Origin of the sequence: Paraburkholderia sp., from assembly GCF_026225065.1 — a bacterium.
Lineage (GTDB): Bacteria > Pseudomonadota > Gammaproteobacteria > Burkholderiales > Burkholderiaceae > Paraburkholderia.
On sequence record NZ_JAMFSB010000320.1, the window covers coordinates 25205 to 41171 of the forward strand.

General features: G+C 63.3%; 12 protein-coding genes and 1 tRNA gene. 9 read left to right on the forward strand and 4 right to left on the reverse strand.

What is annotated here, in order from left to right; genetic code table 11:
- Nucleotides 1–36: 36 nt before the first annotated feature.
- The 4 genes from msrB (at nucleotide 37) to M0954_RS22685 (ending at nucleotide 2259) form a co-directional block, all read left to right on the forward strand.
- Entirely contained in the window at nucleotides 37–456 is a 420-nt protein-coding gene (gene msrB / locus M0954_RS22670) for a peptide-methionine (R)-S-oxide reductase MsrB (protein WP_122154659.1), read from the forward strand.
- 163 nt (nucleotides 457–619) lie between these two features.
- Nucleotides 620–1153, forward strand: coding sequence for a septation protein A (locus M0954_RS22675; RefSeq protein WP_122154658.1), 534 nt, complete (start codon nucleotides 620–622; stop codon nucleotides 1151–1153).
- 1 nt (nucleotide 1154) lies between these two features.
- On the forward strand, nucleotides 1155–1469 hold the full coding sequence (locus M0954_RS22680) for a BolA family transcriptional regulator (RefSeq protein WP_122154657.1): 315 nt from the start codon (nucleotides 1155–1157) through the stop codon (nucleotides 1467–1469).
- A 10-nt stretch (nucleotides 1470–1479) separates the two neighbouring features.
- Nucleotides 1480–2259: a peptidylprolyl isomerase gene (locus M0954_RS22685; RefSeq protein WP_297355608.1), complete on the forward strand. Its 780-nt coding sequence runs from the start codon at nucleotides 1480–1482 to the stop codon at nucleotides 2257–2259.
- 250 nt (nucleotides 2260–2509) lie between these two features.
- Here M0954_RS22685 and purL read toward each other — a convergent pair whose 3' ends face one another.
- On the reverse strand, nucleotides 2510–6607 hold the full coding sequence (gene purL / locus M0954_RS22690; RefSeq protein ID WP_297355610.1) for a phosphoribosylformylglycinamidine synthase: 4098 nt from the start codon (nucleotides 6605–6607) through the stop codon (nucleotides 2510–2512).
- A gap of 314 nt (nucleotides 6608–6921) precedes the next feature.
- Here purL and M0954_RS22695 point away from each other — a divergent pair, with 314 nt between their 5' ends.
- From M0954_RS22695 to pgi, 3 genes are all read left to right on the forward strand, one after another.
- Nucleotides 6922–8223 carry an FAD-dependent oxidoreductase gene (locus tag M0954_RS22695; protein WP_297355611.1) on the forward strand — a complete coding sequence of 434 codons (1302 nt, stop codon included), beginning with the start codon at nucleotides 6922–6924 and terminating at the stop codon, nucleotides 8221–8223.
- A gap of 130 nt (nucleotides 8224–8353) precedes the next feature.
- The gene (locus M0954_RS22700; protein ID WP_297355613.1) at nucleotides 8354–9949 is read left to right on the forward strand and encodes an NAD(P)H-hydrate dehydratase; all 1596 of its coding nucleotides are present in this window, start codon (nucleotides 8354–8356) and stop codon (nucleotides 9947–9949) included.
- A 259-nt stretch (nucleotides 9950–10208) separates the two neighbouring features.
- Nucleotides 10209–11831, forward strand: coding sequence for a glucose-6-phosphate isomerase (gene pgi, locus M0954_RS22705; protein ID WP_133891564.1), 1623 nt, complete (start codon nucleotides 10209–10211; stop codon nucleotides 11829–11831).
- A gap of 49 nt (nucleotides 11832–11880) precedes the next feature.
- Here the strand turns inward: pgi and M0954_RS22710 are convergent, their stop codons facing one another.
- Nucleotides 11881–12567, reverse strand: a complete 687-nt coding sequence (locus M0954_RS22710; protein WP_123384111.1) for an ABC transporter ATP-binding protein — start codon at nucleotides 12565–12567, stop codon at nucleotides 11881–11883.
- Between M0954_RS22710 and M0954_RS22715 the strand changes: the two genes are divergently transcribed.
- Together M0954_RS22715 and M0954_RS22720 are read left to right on the forward strand one after the other, a co-directional pair.
- Nucleotides 12566–13273 carry an arylesterase gene (locus M0954_RS22715; protein WP_122154651.1) on the forward strand — a complete coding sequence of 236 codons (708 nt, stop codon included), beginning with the start codon at nucleotides 12566–12568 and terminating at the stop codon, nucleotides 13271–13273. The genes M0954_RS22710 and M0954_RS22715 overlap by 2 nt on opposite strands.
- A 117-nt stretch (nucleotides 13274–13390) precedes the next feature.
- A complete protein-coding gene (locus M0954_RS22720; protein ID WP_122154650.1) occupies nucleotides 13391–13732 on the forward strand; it encodes a hypothetical protein in 342 nt (113 codons plus the stop codon).
- A gap of 134 nt (nucleotides 13733–13866) precedes the next feature.
- Here M0954_RS22720 and M0954_RS22725 read toward each other — a convergent pair whose 3' ends face one another.
- Complete coding sequence (locus M0954_RS22725) at nucleotides 13867–15798, reverse strand: SurA N-terminal domain-containing protein (RefSeq protein WP_297355615.1); 1932 nt, start codon at nucleotides 15796–15798, stop codon at nucleotides 13867–13869.
- 86 nt (nucleotides 15799–15884) lie between these two features.
- A tRNA-Asp gene (locus tag M0954_RS22730) sits at nucleotides 15885–15961 on the reverse strand.
- Nucleotides 15962–15967 lie beyond the last annotated feature (6 nt).

Here is a 15967-nt window from a genome sequence, read left to right on the forward strand (position 1 = left end):
CCCCAGACAGTGACTAACCCGAGACAGGAACCGACCATGAACTCCGACGACACCAAGACCTCCTCCGCTCCGGTGCAGAAAGACGACACCGAATGGCGCAAACAGCTCTCCGACATCGAGTATCAGGTCACGCGCCACGCTGCCACCGAGCGGCCGTTTACCGGCCGTTACAACGATCATTGGGATCGCGGCATTTATGATTGCGTGTGCTGCGGCACGCCGCTGTTCGAATCGGACACCAAGTTCGACGCCGGCTGTGGCTGGCCGAGCTACTTCAAGCCGATCAACGGCGAAGTGATCGCTGAGAAAACCGACCGCGCGCACGGCATGCTGCGTATCGAGGTGCAGTGCAAGAATTGCGGCGCCCACCTGGGCCACGTGTTCGAGGACGGTCCGGCGCCGACCGGCCTTCGCTACTGCATCAACTCGGCTGCGCTACAATTCGAGCCCAAGTAACGCAACGCAGGCAACGCCAGCCCCGGGACAGAGGCAACCATCCCTTCAGCCAGCTTGCGAACCGGCTGCCGCGACGGGTACACACTGCACGCATAATGTGGGCGCGAGGCGCCCTTCACTCCGCGCCCATATTTCCTCATTCATCCTCGTCCCCGCCCAGATAATGAAATTCCTGTTCGATCTGTTCCCGATCATCCTGTTTTTCGTCGCATTCAAGCTGTGGGGCATTTTCACGGCAACGGCGGTGGCGATCGTCGCGACGCTGCTGCAGATCGCCTGGGTGGCGTTCCGTCACCGCAAGGTTGATCCGATGCTGTGGGTGAGCCTCGGGGTCGTCACGGTGTTCGGTGGCGCAACGCTTGTATTGCACAACGATACCTTCATCAAGTGGAAGCCAACCGTGCTGTATTGGGCCTTCTCGGTGGCGCTGATCGTCTCGCAACTGGCGTTCAACAAGAACCTGATCGAGGCGATGATGGGCAAGCAGATCACGCTTCCGCACCGCACCTGGAGCCAGTTGAGTGTGATCTGGGCGGTGTTTTTCGTGCTGCTCGGCATCCTGAACCTGTTCGTGGCCTTCCACTTCTCGACCAACGCCTGGGTCAACTTCAAGCTGTTCGGCGCGACCGGGTGCCTCGTGGTGTTCATTGTCGGCCAGAGCCTGTGGCTGTCGAAGTACATGAAAGAAGAAGAATGAAATGAGCAACGACATCTTCCTGCACGCCACGACCACCGAACGCGTCGCGCTGATCGAAACGCGCCTCGCCGCAGCGCTCGCGCCGATTACGTCGATCACCGTGCGCGATGACAGCGCGCAGCATGCGGGGCACGCGGGCGCCTCGGCAGGCGGTCACTTTAGTGTCACGATTGTTGCAGTTGCATTCGCCGGAAAGCCCCGCGTAGCACGGCACCGCTTGGTGTATGATGCGCTGGCCGATGCCATGCAGCGAGGCATTCACGCGCTCGCAATCACGGCCTACACGCCCGAAGAATTCGATTTGCTGTCCCGTTAGGAAACTTCCGATGACCTTGAAGAAAACCCGCCTCTGGGTATTGCTGGCCGCTTTTGCGGCTGCGCCTGTGTTTGCACAGAACATCGCCGTCGTGAACGGCACGCCGATTCCCAAAGCACGCGTCGATGCGCTTGTCGCTCAACTCGTTCAACAGGGTCAGCAGGACTCGCCGCAGTTGCAGACAGCCGTGCGCGAAGAACTGATCAACCGCGAAATCCTGATGCAGGAAGCGGCACGCCGCGGCATCCCGAACCGCCCCGACGTCAAGGCGCAGGTCGCGGTCGCCCAGCAAACTGTCGTGTTGCGTGCGTTGATCGAAGACTTCGTGAAGAACAACCAGCCGAGCGATGCAGAAATCAAAGCACGTTATGACGCGCTCACGAAGGACGCTGGCGGCAAGGAATATCACCTTCACCACATCCTCGTGGATAACGAGGCTCAGGCCAAAGACCTGATCGCCAAGATCAAGGCAGGCGCGAGCTTCGAAGATCTCGCCAAGCAATATTCGAAGGACCCGGGATCGGGCAAGAACGGCGGTGACCTCGACTGGTCGGATCCGAAGGCGTATGTGCCTGAATTCGCGGCTGCGGCCGAGAAGCTGCAGAAAGGCCAGATGACCGACGCGCCGGTGCACACGCAATTCGGCTGGCACATCATTCGTCTCGACGACACGCGCGACACCGCGCCGCCGCCGCTCGAACAGGTGCGTCAGCAGATCGTTCAGCAGATCCAGCAGGAAAAGCTGCAGGCGTTTGAAGAGAGTCTGCGGAAGAACGCGAAGGTGCAGTAACAGGCAGCGGGGATAGCGCTGATGGGGCTCACCCCGGGGCGCTACCTACTGACTGCTCACTGGCCAGCCATACGTTTGGCTAGGCCCGCAAACAACAAAGCCGCCCTTGGGCGGCTTTGTTGTTTTTGACGGCGACGACTTGGGGTTCTGCAAACCTGAACATTTGCACGGTGGCCTGGCTTGCCGCGATGGCAAATTTACACCGCCGCCGCCGCGGCTTACTTTCCTCGGCCCCTTCAGCGTGTGCGCGTCAGCCCAGCCAGCGTCGCGCGTTCTGGAACACGCGCAGCCACGGACTAGCGTCGTTGGCGTTCCAGCCTTGCGGATGCCAGCTCATCTGCACCGTGCGATGCACGCGCTCGGTGTGCGGCATCAGGACTGTGAAGCGGCCGTCAGGCGTCGTCACCGAGGTAATGCCGTCCGGCGAGCCGTTCGGGTTGAACGGATACTGCTCGGTCGCCTGGCCGCGGTGATCGACAAAGCGCATCGCCACCGCCGCCTTCGACGCATCGCCTTGCTGCGAGAAGTCCGCGAAACCTTCGCCGTGCGCGACGGCCACCGGAATGCGCGAGCCTTCCATGCCGCTGAAGAACAGTGACGGCGACTGCTGCACTTCGACCAGCGAGAAGCGCGCCTCGAATTTCTCCGACTTGTTGCGCGTGAACTTCGGCCATGCCTCGGCACCCGGGATCATCGACGCAAGGCTGCTCATCATCTGGCAACCGTTGCAGATGCCGAGTGCAAACGTGTCCTTGCGGGCAAAGAAGGCGGCGAACATGTCGGCCAGTTGTGCGTTGAAGCGGATGGTCTTCGCCCAGCCCTCGCCTGCACCCAGCACGTCGCCGTACGAGAAGCCGCCGCACGCCACTGCGCCAGCGAAATCGGCGAGTGTTGCGCGGCCCGCCAGCAGATCGCTCATGTGCACGTCGTAGGCGTCGAAACCGGCGCGGTCGAATGCATATGCGGTTTCAAGGTGCGAGTTGACGCCCTGCTCGCGCAGGATTGCCACGCGCGGGCGAGCGCCTTTGCCAACGCCCCGAAGGAGGTCCCCTTGGGGGATGAACGGCGCGGCTACGTCTTCCGCCGGGTCGAAGCTCAGTTGCGGCGTGATGCCCGGATCAGCGGCATCGAGCAGCGCGTCGTACTCGGCATCGGCACAAGCCGGGTTGTCGCGCAGACGCGAAATGCGCCAGCTCACTTCGCTCCATGCACGATGCAGTTCCGTGCGCGGCGCTTCGTAGATCTTCTTCGCGTCGCGATAGATTTCGATCGTGTCGCGTTCGTTGAGCTTGCCGATCACGTGCGAGCATGCCGACAGGCCATGTTCGCGCAGCGACGCCAGCACCGCATCGCGATCCTGCGCACGCACCTGAATCACCGCGCCCAGCTCCTCGTTGAAGAGCCCGCGAATCGTGCGGTCTTCGCGGCGTCCGCTGGTCTGCTTGGCCCAGTCTTTAGCGTCGCCGTAGTCAAATTCATGATTCGGATCGAGCGTCAACATGTCGACATTCAGCGACACACCCACGTGACCCGCAAACGCCATTTCACAAACCGTCGCCCACAAACCGCCGTCCGAGCGGTCGTGGTAAGCGAGCAGCTTGCCGTCGCTATTCAGCGCCTGGATGGCGGCGAAGAAACGCTTCAGGTCTTCGGCGTCGTCGACATCCGGCGTCGTGTCTCCGACCTGCTGCGTCACCTGCGCGAGGATACTGCCGCCGAGGCGATTCTTGCCGCGGCCCAGGTCGATCGCAATCAGCACGGAGTCGCCCGCTTCGTCGACACGGCGCAGTTGCGGCGTCAGATGGCCGCGCACGTCTTCGACCGGCGCGAACGCAGAGATGATCAGCGAAACCGGCGCGACCACTTCCTTCGCCACGCCCCGGTCGTCCCATTTGGTGCGCATTGACAGCGAGTCTTTGCCCACCGGAATGCTAATGCCAAGCGCCGGGCACAGTTCCATGCCGATCGCCTTGACCGTGTCGTACAGCGCCGCGTCTTCGCCCGGGGCGCCGCAAGCAGCCATCCAGTTTGCGGACAGTTTCAGTTTGTCGAGCGACGCAATCGGCGCCGCCGCGATGTTCGTCACGGCCTCGCCGACTGCCATACGGCCCGACGCCGGCGGATTGATCACGGCGAGCGGCGTACGCTCGGCCATCGTCATGGCTTCGCCGCGGTAGCCGGCGTAGTCCATCGTGGTGATCGCCACGTCGGCAACCGGCACCTGCCACGGACCAACCATCTGGTCGCGCGCGGTCGTCCCGCCCACCGATCGGTCGCCGATCGTAATGAGGAACGACTTGCTCGCCACCGTCGGGTGACGCAGCACGCTCACCGCTACTTCGGACAGGTTAATGCCGGTGACATCCACCGGCAGCAGCGTGGTCTCGACATGCTTGACGTCGCGATGCATACGCGGTGCCTTGCCGAGCAGCACTTCCATCGGCATATCGACCGGCTGATGCGCGTTGTCGTTTTTCTCTTCGGTGTCGATCAGCTTCAACTGACGTTCGTTCGTTGCTGTGCCGATCACCGCGAACGGGCAGCGCTCGCGCTCGCAGATTGCCTCGAATTCCGGCAGATCGGCAGGAGCAATCGCCAGCACATAGCGCTCTTGCGCTTCGTTCGACCAGATCTCGCGCGGCGACAGACCGCTCTCTTCGAGCTGGATCTTGCGCAGCTCGAAAATCGCGCCCTTGCTAGCGCCGTCCACCACTTCCGGGAAGGCATTGGACAGACCACCCGCACCCACGTCGTGAATGCTCAGAATCGGATTCTTTTCGCCAAGCTGCCAGCAGGCATTGATGACTTCCTGAGCGCGCCGCTCGATTTCCGGGTTGCCGCGCTGCACGGAGTCGAAGTCGAGCTCAGCGGTATTGGTACCGGTTGCCATCGAGCTGGCGGCGCCGCCGCCCATGCCGATGCGCATACCCGGGCCGCCGATCTGGATCAGCAGCGAGCCTTCCGGCAAGTCGTGCTTGTGCGTATGCTGATCGGAGATATTGCCGATGCCGCCCGCGATCATGATCGGTTTGTGATAGCCGCGCACGGTGCCCGCGACGTTCTGCTCGTAAGTGCGGAAGTAGCCACCCAGGTTCGGCCGGCCAAATTCGTTGTTGAACGCGGCGCCACCGAGCGGACCGTCGATCATGATCTGCAGCGGCGAAGCGATGCGGTCCGGGCGGCCATAGGTTTGTTGCTCGTCGGCCGGATTGCGGTAGCCGACCGGCTGCACGGCGTCACGAGCGTTTTCCCATGCTTCGCGCGCATCCGGCAAGTCGAGGTTCGATACGGTGAAGCCCGCGAGGCCGGCCTTCGGACGCGCGCCGCGGCCGGTTGCGCCTTCGTCGCGGATTTCGCCGCCCGCGCCGGTCGCAGCACCCGGGAACGGCGAGATCGCGGTCGGGTGGTTGTGCGTTTCCACCTTCATCAGCGTGTGCGTCAGTTCGACGTGGCGCCCATAGTGCTCAGCCAGCTCGCCTTCAGCCGCCGGCTTGCGCGGGAACCAGCGCTCGGCCTGACCGCCAGCCATGATCGCCGAGTTGTCCGAGTACGCGACGATGGTGCCATGCGGATTGAGCTTCTCGGTATTGCGGATCATGTTGAATAGCGAGATGTCCTGCTTCTCGCCGTCGATGGTCCACTCCGCATTGAAAATCTTGTGGCGGCAGTGCTCGCTGTTGGCCTGCGCGAACATCATCAGTTCGACGTCGGTCGGGTTGCGGCCGAGCGTCGTGAAGGCGTCGACCAGATACTCGATTTCGTCTTCGGCGAGCGCGAGGCCCAGTTCCCGGTTGGCCGTTTCCAGTGCACCGCGGCCATGACCCAGCACGTCGACGGTTTGCAGCGGCTTGGCCGGCAGCTCGTCGAACAGATGCATGGCGTGATCGCGCGACGGCGCCACGCTTTCAGTCATGCGGTCGTGCAGCGCGGCGGCGACAGCCTCGCGCGCTTCGTCGGACAGCGTCTTCTTGCCCAGCAGGCCGCTCTTGAGCGTCACCGTGTATTCGACGCCGCGCTCGATACGACGCAGTTGCGTCAAGCCGCAATGGTGCGCAATGTCCGTTGCCTTGCTGGCCCACGGCGACACCGTGCCGAAACGGGGCACCACGAGAAAGGTCTCGCTGTTGGCACGTTCTTTGGCCTCGACGAACGGATCGCCGTAGTGCATTAGCGCTTCGATCTTCGCGCTGTCTTCAGCCGTCAGCGGTACCTGCGCGTTGACGAAGTGCAGATATTGGCCGTGCACGCCGGTGATGTTGGCGTCGATGCGCGTAAGCGTCTCGAGCAGGCGGGTTTGACGGAAATCGGAGAGGGCCGAAGCGCCGGGGAAACACGAGAAGTGGGCCATGGACTTGACGTTGCGTCGATGAGTCGCGCATGCAGGCGACGTGAGGCGAAAGAGAAGTCCGAGATTATACCCCGGGAAGACCCGCGAGCGCCCCTGCCGGAAGCGTCCAGGCGGCGCGTGCGTGCGGTTTTGGCACGCGTTGGGACGCGCGGCCGGTCGAATTCCCGATCCTCGGACGCCTGCGCGTCTGATGCGATTGACTGCTATCATTCGGCGTTTCACCAGATCGGCGCAGCGGTCCTTTGCACGCGCCGCATGCCACGCATACGGGGAACGCCAGCCAGTCCGCGTTCCACCGGAAAATCGAAGCAAACATGGATGTCATCGTCATTGGCGGCGGAATTGTGGGCGTCTCCACCGCTTATCAGTTGCGCGCCGCAGGTCACCGGGTCTGCGTAGTCGAACGCTTTGCGACCGTCGCGCAGGGCGCGACCTACGGCCATGGCGGCACCGTACTGCCGACGCCGCTCGACGTCTGGTTCGGGCCGACTTTCATGCAGAGCCGCCAGGCCGCCAAAAACGGCGTCATCCGCAAGACCGGCTTCAACGGCGGCGCCCGCCTGTTCGAGCGGCAACTGGCCGCGTGGCAGGAACCGCAGGCCTTCAGCCGGCAATACGGGCTGCTGCGTCCGCTGATCGAGGCATCGCGCGAGGCGATGGCCGATATGGAAGCGCGCTTCGGGCTCGAATTCGAACAGACCGAGGGCGTGCTGTACCTCACGCGCTCGGCGCAGGAGTGGGATCTGACCCAGTCGGCGCTGGAATTGCTGCGCCAGTATGAAGTGCCGCACCATGTGATGACGCCAGCCGAGTGCGCGGCGTACGAGCATTCGGTGCCGACCGATCCCGAGTTCGCAGGCGGTGTGTTGTTCGATCAGGAGCGCACGGCGAACTGCCCGCTCTTCACCAAGCTCATCAAGCAGACGCTCGATACCGAGGGCGGTGTGCAGTTCATGCTGAACCGGGAGGTCGATGCCATCCGGCTCGATGGGGCACAGGCGGCGGTCGAACTGGCGCCGCGGCTTGGCGAAGTCACTTCGTCGCGTGAAGTCGACGTGATCAACGCCGACGCTATCGTGGTCGCGGCCGGCACCGGGTCGGTGCCGCTGCTCGAGCGGCTCGGTCTGCGAGTGCCCTTGCATCCGCTGCGGCTGCATACGCTGTCCGCGCCGATCGCTCACGAAGAATGCGTGCCGCACGTGGCGATCGTCGACGCAGTGAAGCGCATCACCGTCACGCGGATGAACCACCGGCTGCGCATCGCCGGCGGCGCGGTGCTGCAAGGCGCAGGACAGACCGACAAACCGCTGTCCGAAGCGGTCACCAAGGACGCTTTGGCTCTGCTCGGTCAAGCCACGCACGACTGGATTCCGGGCGCGGCCAAGATCTCGGCGGCGCTGTCGTGGGACGGCCTCAAGCTGCTCTCGCCGGATGGCCTGCCGATGGTCGGCAATGCATTGCATCCGCGTCTGTTCGTCAACGTGGGGCACGGACCAGCAGGTTGGGGACTCGCCTGCGGGGCCGCGAAACTGGTGGCGGATCTGATCGGCGGCAGCGCGCCCGAACTGCCGGCGGATACGCTTGCCGCGTTACGGCCGGAGCGGTTTCGGTACTGAGGCTGAGGCAGCCTGAGGAGTCCTCGGGCGCCATCGCGCAACGAAACCTGGCCGAACAGTTCCACCCCCTACGTGCATTCGCACTACCATGACGGTTCCGTGCCCGCCCGGGCCACCGCTTGACGCCGCCATGAACGAAGCCGCATCTGTCAGTCCCACCAATCCTTCCGACCTGTCCGGCCTGATTGACACGCACGACCGACCGCTCGCGCTTCTGAGCGTCGCCGATTTGCGTGCGCTCGAAGTCAGCGCCGCGGCTACGCTGCCGCCCCACGAACTGATGGCACGCGCCGGCCGTGCCGCCGCGCTGTTCCTGACCGGGCAGATCGCGTCGGCGCGCTCGAACGGTTCTGCCGCGACGGTCTGGATCGTCGCGGGTCCTGGCAACAACGGCGGGGACGCGTTGGTGGTCGCCACCGAGTTGCATATCGCGGGCGTCGCGGTCGAAGTCTGCATGCCCGTCGAAGTCAAACCGGAAGACGCCCGCTGGGCGCTCGGCGAGGCGCGCGCGGCAGGCGTGCCGATCGGCACGTCGGCGCCGGACTCGTTCGAGCGCTTCGGCTGGCTGGTCGACGGCATGTTCGGGATCGGCCTGACCAGGCCGCTCGAAGGCGTCTTCGCCACGCTCGCTCAGCAGTTGTCACAGCGCGCGAAGCGGCAAGGCCGGGTGCTGGCGCTCGATGTGCCGAGCGGCCTCGATAGCGAAACAGGCAACGTGGTCGGCTCCGGCACGGGCGTGCGAGCCACGCACACGGTAACGTTCATCGGCGCCAAGCCGGGCCTCTTCATGGCTTCGGGGCGCGATCTGGCCGGCGCGGTAACCGTCGCGCCGATCGGCCTCGACACGGCGGCCGCTGCCCCTCGTACCGGCGGCGTGCAACTCAATGCCCCGGCGCTATTCGCGCCGTTCCTGCCGTCGCGCGATTTCTCGACCAACAAGGGCTCGTTCGGCAGCCTCGCCGTGGTAGGCGGCGACACCGGCATGTGCGGCGCGCCGATTCTTGCGGCTCGCGCAGCGCTTCACTGCGGCGCCGGGAAAATTCACGTGGCACTGCTTGGCGCGGGCGCCCCGCCCTACGATCCGCCGCATCCCGAGCTGATGCTGCACGCCATCGACGATCTGCCGCTCGACAAGATGGACGCGCTGGCGATCGGCTGCGGCATGGGTCATCGGGACCGCGCGACCCAGGCACTGCACGATGTGCTGCCGCTCGACGCCCCTAAACTGCTGGACGCGGACGCGTTGAACCTGGTCTCAAAGGATCCTGCGCTTGCCGCAAAAGTCGCCGCCCGTGGTGCAAAGGGCGATCCCTGCGTGCTGACGCCGCACCCGCTCGAGGCGGCGCGGCTGCTCGGCTGCGACGTCCCCACCGTGCAGCGCGACCGGCTGGCTGCCGCGCGCGCGCTGACCGCGCGCTTCGCCTGCGTCATCGTGCTGAAAGGTACGGGCACGGTCGTTGGCGCGCCGGACGGTCGGCTCGCGGTTAATCCGACCGGCAACGCCGCGCTGGCGACAGGCGGCACCGGCGACGTGCTCGGCGGCATCATCGGCGCAATGTTGGCCCAGCGCTTGCCGCCGTACGAGGCGGCACTCGCAGGCGTGTATCTGCATGGCCTCGCCGCCGACACGCTGACAGCCCAGGGCGACGGCCCCGCCGGTTTGACGGCCGGCGAACTGGCGCCGATGGTACGCAAACTGCTGAACCGGATGTTCTATCCAGCCTGAACAGCCTGACGCGGAAATCGAATTTGACCTTGATGGGCTCGGGCAGTGGGCGACGCTCGTTCCGCCCCGATCCCGCTATCTGAACCCGATGTCCAACTGCCTGCCCGCTTCCCGTCAAGGCCGCTATACTGAAGTACTGCGCTGTCAGGCCGGGAACCGTTGCGAACCCGCAGCTCCGACAGCGCGCCAGAGCATCCCACCGGCTGCGCCTAGCGCGCACTGCCTTTCTTTCGTGCCCCTTCGTTAGACGGACGATCTCATGACGTTGAACACGCTCCCCGCCTGGTCCTCGCTGCAAGCCCATTACGACAAGATCCGCAATGAGCATATGCGCGACTGGTTCGCCCCCGCGAACGATCCCGCTCCCACCCGTGCCGAACGCTTCGCCTACGCAGGCGGCGGACTCACGGCCGATTTCTCGAAACACCGCATCAAGGACGAAACCCTCAAGCTGCTCGTGCAGGTGGCCCGTGAAGCGGGCGTCGAGAAACGCCGCGACGCCATGTTTGCCGGCGAGATCGTCAACCCGACGGAAGGCCGCGCCGTGCTGCACACGGCGCTGCGAGCCTCCGATCCGAAGGCGCCGTTCCATGCCGAAGTCGCGGCCGAACGCGCCAAGATGGCGGCGTTTGCCGACAAGATTCGCAGCGGCGAATGGACGGGCTATACCGGTAAGCGGATTCGCTATGTCGTGAATATCGGTATCGGCGGCTCGGATCTCGGTCCCAAGATGGTCACGAATGCGCTGCATCACCTCGCCTCGCCGGAGATCACCAGCCACTTCGTGTCGAACGTCGACGGTGCCGATCTCTACCGCGTCATGCAGGAGATCGACCCGGAAGAGACACTCGCCATCATCGTCTCGAAGACCTTCACCACGCTCGAAACCATGACCAACGCGCGCTCGCTGCGCGATTGGTTCATCGAGAAAGGCTGCCCGGAAAACGCGCTCGCGAAGCACTTCGTCGGCGTGTCGGCCAACACGGCTGAAGTCGTCAAGTTCGGCATCGCCAAAGAGAACGTCTTCCAGATGTGGGACTGGGTGGGCGGCCGCTATTCGCTGTGGTCGGCCGTCGGCCTCTCGATCATGATCTCGATCGGACCGAAGCAGTTCGACGAACTGCTCGCCGGCGCGGACGACATGGACAAGCACTTCCGCGAGGCGCCGCTCGAGCGCAACCTGCCGGTGCTGCTTGGGATGATCGGCATCTGGTATCGCAACTTCTTCGGATCGCAAAGCTACCTGGTCGCGCCGTATTCCGAGGCGATGCATTACCTGCCGTCGTATCTTCAGCAACTGGAGATGGAAAGCAACGGCAAGTCAGCACGTCTCGATGGCGCGATGGTCGACTATCCGACTTCAGCCGTCACGTGGGGCGAGCCGGGCACGAACGGCCAGCACGCATTTTTTCAGATGCTGCACCAGGGCCCGACGATCGTACCGATCGACTTCATCGCCGTGCTCACGCCCGAGCATCCGCTGGCGAGCCATCATCCGAAGCTGCTGGCAAACTGCTTCGCACAAAGCGAAGCGTTGATGCTCGGCCGTACGCTCGAGGAAGCGAAGAAGGTAGCGGGTCCGGACAAGCCGGAACTGGCGCCGCATCTGATGTTCCCGGGCAACCGTCCGTCGAGCACGATTATCCTGGAGGCGCTGACCGCGCGTTCGCTCGGCGCACTGATCGCGCTTTACGAGCACAAGGTACTCGTGCAGGGCACGGTATGGAACATCAACTCGTTCGATCAATGGGGCGTCGAGCTGGGCAAGATTCTCGGCAAGGTGGTGGAAGCCGATCTGACCTCAGCGAGCGTCGATCCGGCGAAGCACGATTCGTCGACCTCGGGATTGATCGCACGCGCTCGGGCAGCTTTGAAGCGTTGAGTATGTGAACCGCGCGCGGGGTCGGTGTCGGGGCAGGGCAGGCAGCGTCTCAGGCGAGGCGCCCTGCCTCGATCGTCACCGTGGTATCGCAACGGCGCGCGAGTTCGATATCGTGCGTGACGAGGATCAGCGTCGCGCCGTTGGCCCTGTTCATCTCGAACATCAGATCGATCACCGCGTGGCCCGTGGCTGCGTCGAGGCTGCCGGTCGGTTCGTCAGCAAAGAGAATAGCCGGATGCGTCACGAACGCGCGCGCCAACGCAACGCGCTGCTGCTCACCTCCCGACAGCAGCTTGGGATAGTGACGCGTACGCTGCCCCAGCCCCACCTGTTCGAGCAAGCCGCGCGCCCTCGCCGCCGCATCGCGTGAGCTGATACCGCCTTGCAACTCGAGCGGCAAAGTCACATTCTCGAGCGCCGTCAGATGCGGCATCAACTGGAAAGACTGGAATACGAAGCCGACCGAGCCATTGCGCAATGCGGCGCGCTCGTCCTCGCTCAACTCGGCGATCTCTTGACCGAGCAGCCGAACCGACCCCGAGGTCGCACTGTCCAATCCTGCAAGCAGACCGAGCAGCGTAGACTTGCCGGACCCGGATGCGCCGACAATCGCAACGCTACTGCCGCCCTCGATGGAAAGATCGATATGATCGAGAATCGTCAGTTCGCCCGTCGCATCCTTAACCCTCTTGCACAATCCCCGCACTTCGATGACTGGATCAGTTTTCTTTTGCATGGTGAGGCGTAGGTTGAAAGTGCGCCCGGCTGCGCCGCGCGCCGCCGCTTCGAACATAGCCGCTGGCCTCTTCATGATGGCCTTGACGGCAATACCGCTTGCGGCCCGTGCCGCCAATCCACCCAATGCGGCCGAGACGGCCAAACCGGTCATCATGGTTCTCGGCGATAGCATTTCAGCCGAGTATGGCTTGCCCCGCGATACGGGCTGGGTCGCGTTGATGCGCCAGCGTCTTGCCAATGAGCGGATCGATTATAGCGTTGCAAATGCAAGCATCAGCGGCGACACGACAAGCGGTGGGCGCGCGCGCATGCCCGAACTGATACAACGGCTCAAACCGGGCATCGTGATCGTCGAACTGGGCGCCAACGATGCGCTGCGCGGCGTCCCCTTGGCGACCACCGAGGACAACTTGCGCACGATCGTCGAACAGGCACAACAAGCCCATGCAAAGGTCGTGCTGATCGGCATGTACGTGCCACCCAATTACGGCCCCGACTACACGCAAAAGTTCCACGGGGTCTACGAGCAGATCTCGAAGGACCTGCACGTCTCCCTCGTGCCGTTTCTGCTTGCCGGCATCGCGGACAAACCCGACATGTTCCAGGCGGATCAGATGCATCCGACCCAGCAGGCACAGCCCGTGCTACTTGACAACGTGTGGCCGACCGTTAAGCCGTTGTTGCGCACGGGTTCCTCACACTGACAAGCTTCTTACAACTTGTTGCGAACGAGCGAGGAACGCGCACGGGGAAGGTAGATCAGACACTTTCGCTAACCGCGAAATCCGGCTCGTTTTTGAGCGCTTTTGTGAGGAGATGACGTGAAATACTTACCGCTTATCGCTTTGACCGTGGCAATCTCTGCCTGCGCCGCTCAACCGCCGGTTGGCGTCCAGTCCGTGGGACAAAGCCAGCAACCTCCTGCAGCCGTCGCGCAATGTATCGCCCACAAGTGGGCAGACAGTACTCAACAGCAGGTCGTCTCACAAGCCACCTTGGCAAACGATCAGGCTGTCGACGTGTATGTACCGGGCCAGCAACCGCCTGGCGGCGCGGCCGCTGTGGTGCGTCCGGGCAATGGCACGGGCTCGTGGGTTGGCTTCCGCAGCGGTGGCGGCGGCGCGAGTAGCGACGCAACCAGTTCGATCAGCGCTTGCCTCTAAGGCTCCCCTCAACAACGCCTCTGGCGAAGCTCGCCAGATAAGAAAAAACCCCGCAAAAAATGCGGGGTTTTTTTGTGACTCCCTGATGGGTGCGTGCGACTCGCTGCACGCCCCAAGCGTCGATTTCGGGTCTATCAGTCGCCGCCCGATTGAGCGCTATCCAGCGAGCCGTAGAACTTGATTTCCGAGCGCGCGCGCAGTGCTTCGACATAAGCCTCGACTTCGGATTGCGCTTCCGACTGCGCGATCTCCTGCTGCGCGGCGACGAGACGGCGCGGATCGACCGGCGCACCAGGCAACACCGCATTCACGCGATACACCGCATAGCCCGCATCACCCAGATCGACGCCCACGTAGGCCGGCAATTTCTGCGAATCGGCCTTGTAGATTGCGCTCAGTGCAGCGACCGGCAAGCCCTGTGCATCGTTGCGCGAGACCTTCAGCGGCGCCGAAAAGCCAGTAGTCGCATTCGACTTCTGCAATTCAGCGAGCTTGGCGATGCCGTCCTTATGTGCCATCTCATTGGCCTGTGCGGCGATGACCTTCTGACGCACTGCATCCTTGACGGTGTCGAGCGGCGGCACGGCTGCCGGCTTGTAGGCGGTGACGTGAGCAGCGATCAGCGTGTTGTTGCCGGCGTCGATGGCCTGCGTGTTGTTATGCGCCTGGACCGCGTCGTTCGCAAAGACCGCCGCGAGAAACTTCGCGTTGTTCAGCGGACTCGTGGGCGGCAACGCAGGGTTCGGCTGCGGCGTCACGGTAGCGGTCTGGATCTGCAGCTTGTACTTGTCGGCTGCAGGCTGCAGGCTCTTGGCCTGCTCATACACCGCCGACGTAAAACCGTCCGAATCGTCGCTGAACGCCTTGGCCGCGAGTTGCGTCTTCAGGTCCTTGGCAATCGAATCCTTGACCGTGTCGAAAGGCTGTGTGACCGACGGCTTCACATCCGTCGCCTTCAGGATCAGCAGGCCCACATCGGTCGGCACGACATCGCTGATTTCGTCCTTCTTCAGCTTGAATGCAGCGTCGTCGAATGCCTGACCACCGGCCATCATGCCGCGCCCGAAGTAGCCAAGATCGCCGCCCTTCGACGCCGAAGCCGGATCCTGCGAGCTCTCTTCGGCAATCTTCGCGAAGTCGTCCGGATGCGCCTTGACCTGCGCCAGCAGTGCATCGGCCTTCTGCTTCGCCTTGGCCTTGTCGTCGGCGCTCGCGTTCGGCGCCACGGAGACCAGGATCAGGCTCGCGCGCATCTGCGCGGCAGTCTGGTAGTGCGCGATGTTGTCGTCGTAGAACTTCTTCAGATCCGCGTCCGAGGGCTGCAGACCTGCGGCCAGCGCGTCCGGCGACATCACAAGGTATTGGATGGTGGCGGTGGCGGCCGTCGCAAAGTCGTTGCGATGCGCATCGTAGTACGCCTGCAATTGCGCGTCAGTCGGCTGGATTTTGGCGAGATAGTCGTGCGGATTGAACGCGAGACCTTGCACTTCACGTTGCTGTTCGGCAAGCGTCGTGAGGTTCTGCGCAAGCGTCTTCGATGTGAGGGCGCTACCCTCGATGCTCGCCGGCAACTGCTGGGTGGCTAACGTATAGCGCACGCGCTCGTCATACTGATCGGGCGTCATGCCCTGCATGGCGAGCAGTTCCTTGTAGCGGTTCACGTCGATCGAACCGTCAGGATTCTTGAGCGATGAAATCACCGGATCGTTCAGCAACACGCGACGCACTGCGTCATCGGATGCCGTCAGGTGAAGACGTTGCGTTTCATCGTTCAGCACGCGCTGTTCGATCAAGCCGTCGAGCAGTTGCTTGCGACGCTCGGGCGTGTCGAACACCTTCATGTCGAAGTTGGCGCCGAGCATCTGACGTGCGCGGTCGAGTTGTTGACGCATCGCGTCGTCATACTCGGCACGGGTGATCTTGTGCCCGTTGACGCTCGCGACGTTGGCGCTCTCGTCAAAGAAGCCACGGAAGCCTTGAATACCCACAAAACCCAGCCCCGGCACGATGACGAGGATGAGCATGAACATCATCAGGCGTTTGTGATTGCGGAAAAAATCGAGCATGCGTTAAGGATGCCAAAAACAGAACGCCCGATATTACAACAGCGGGCAATAAAAAAGGCGAACCGGAGTTCGCCTTTCAAGGATACTGGCGGAGTGGACGGGACTCGAACCCGCGACCCCCGGCGTGACAGGCCGGTATTCTAACCGACTGAACTACCACTCCTTATAC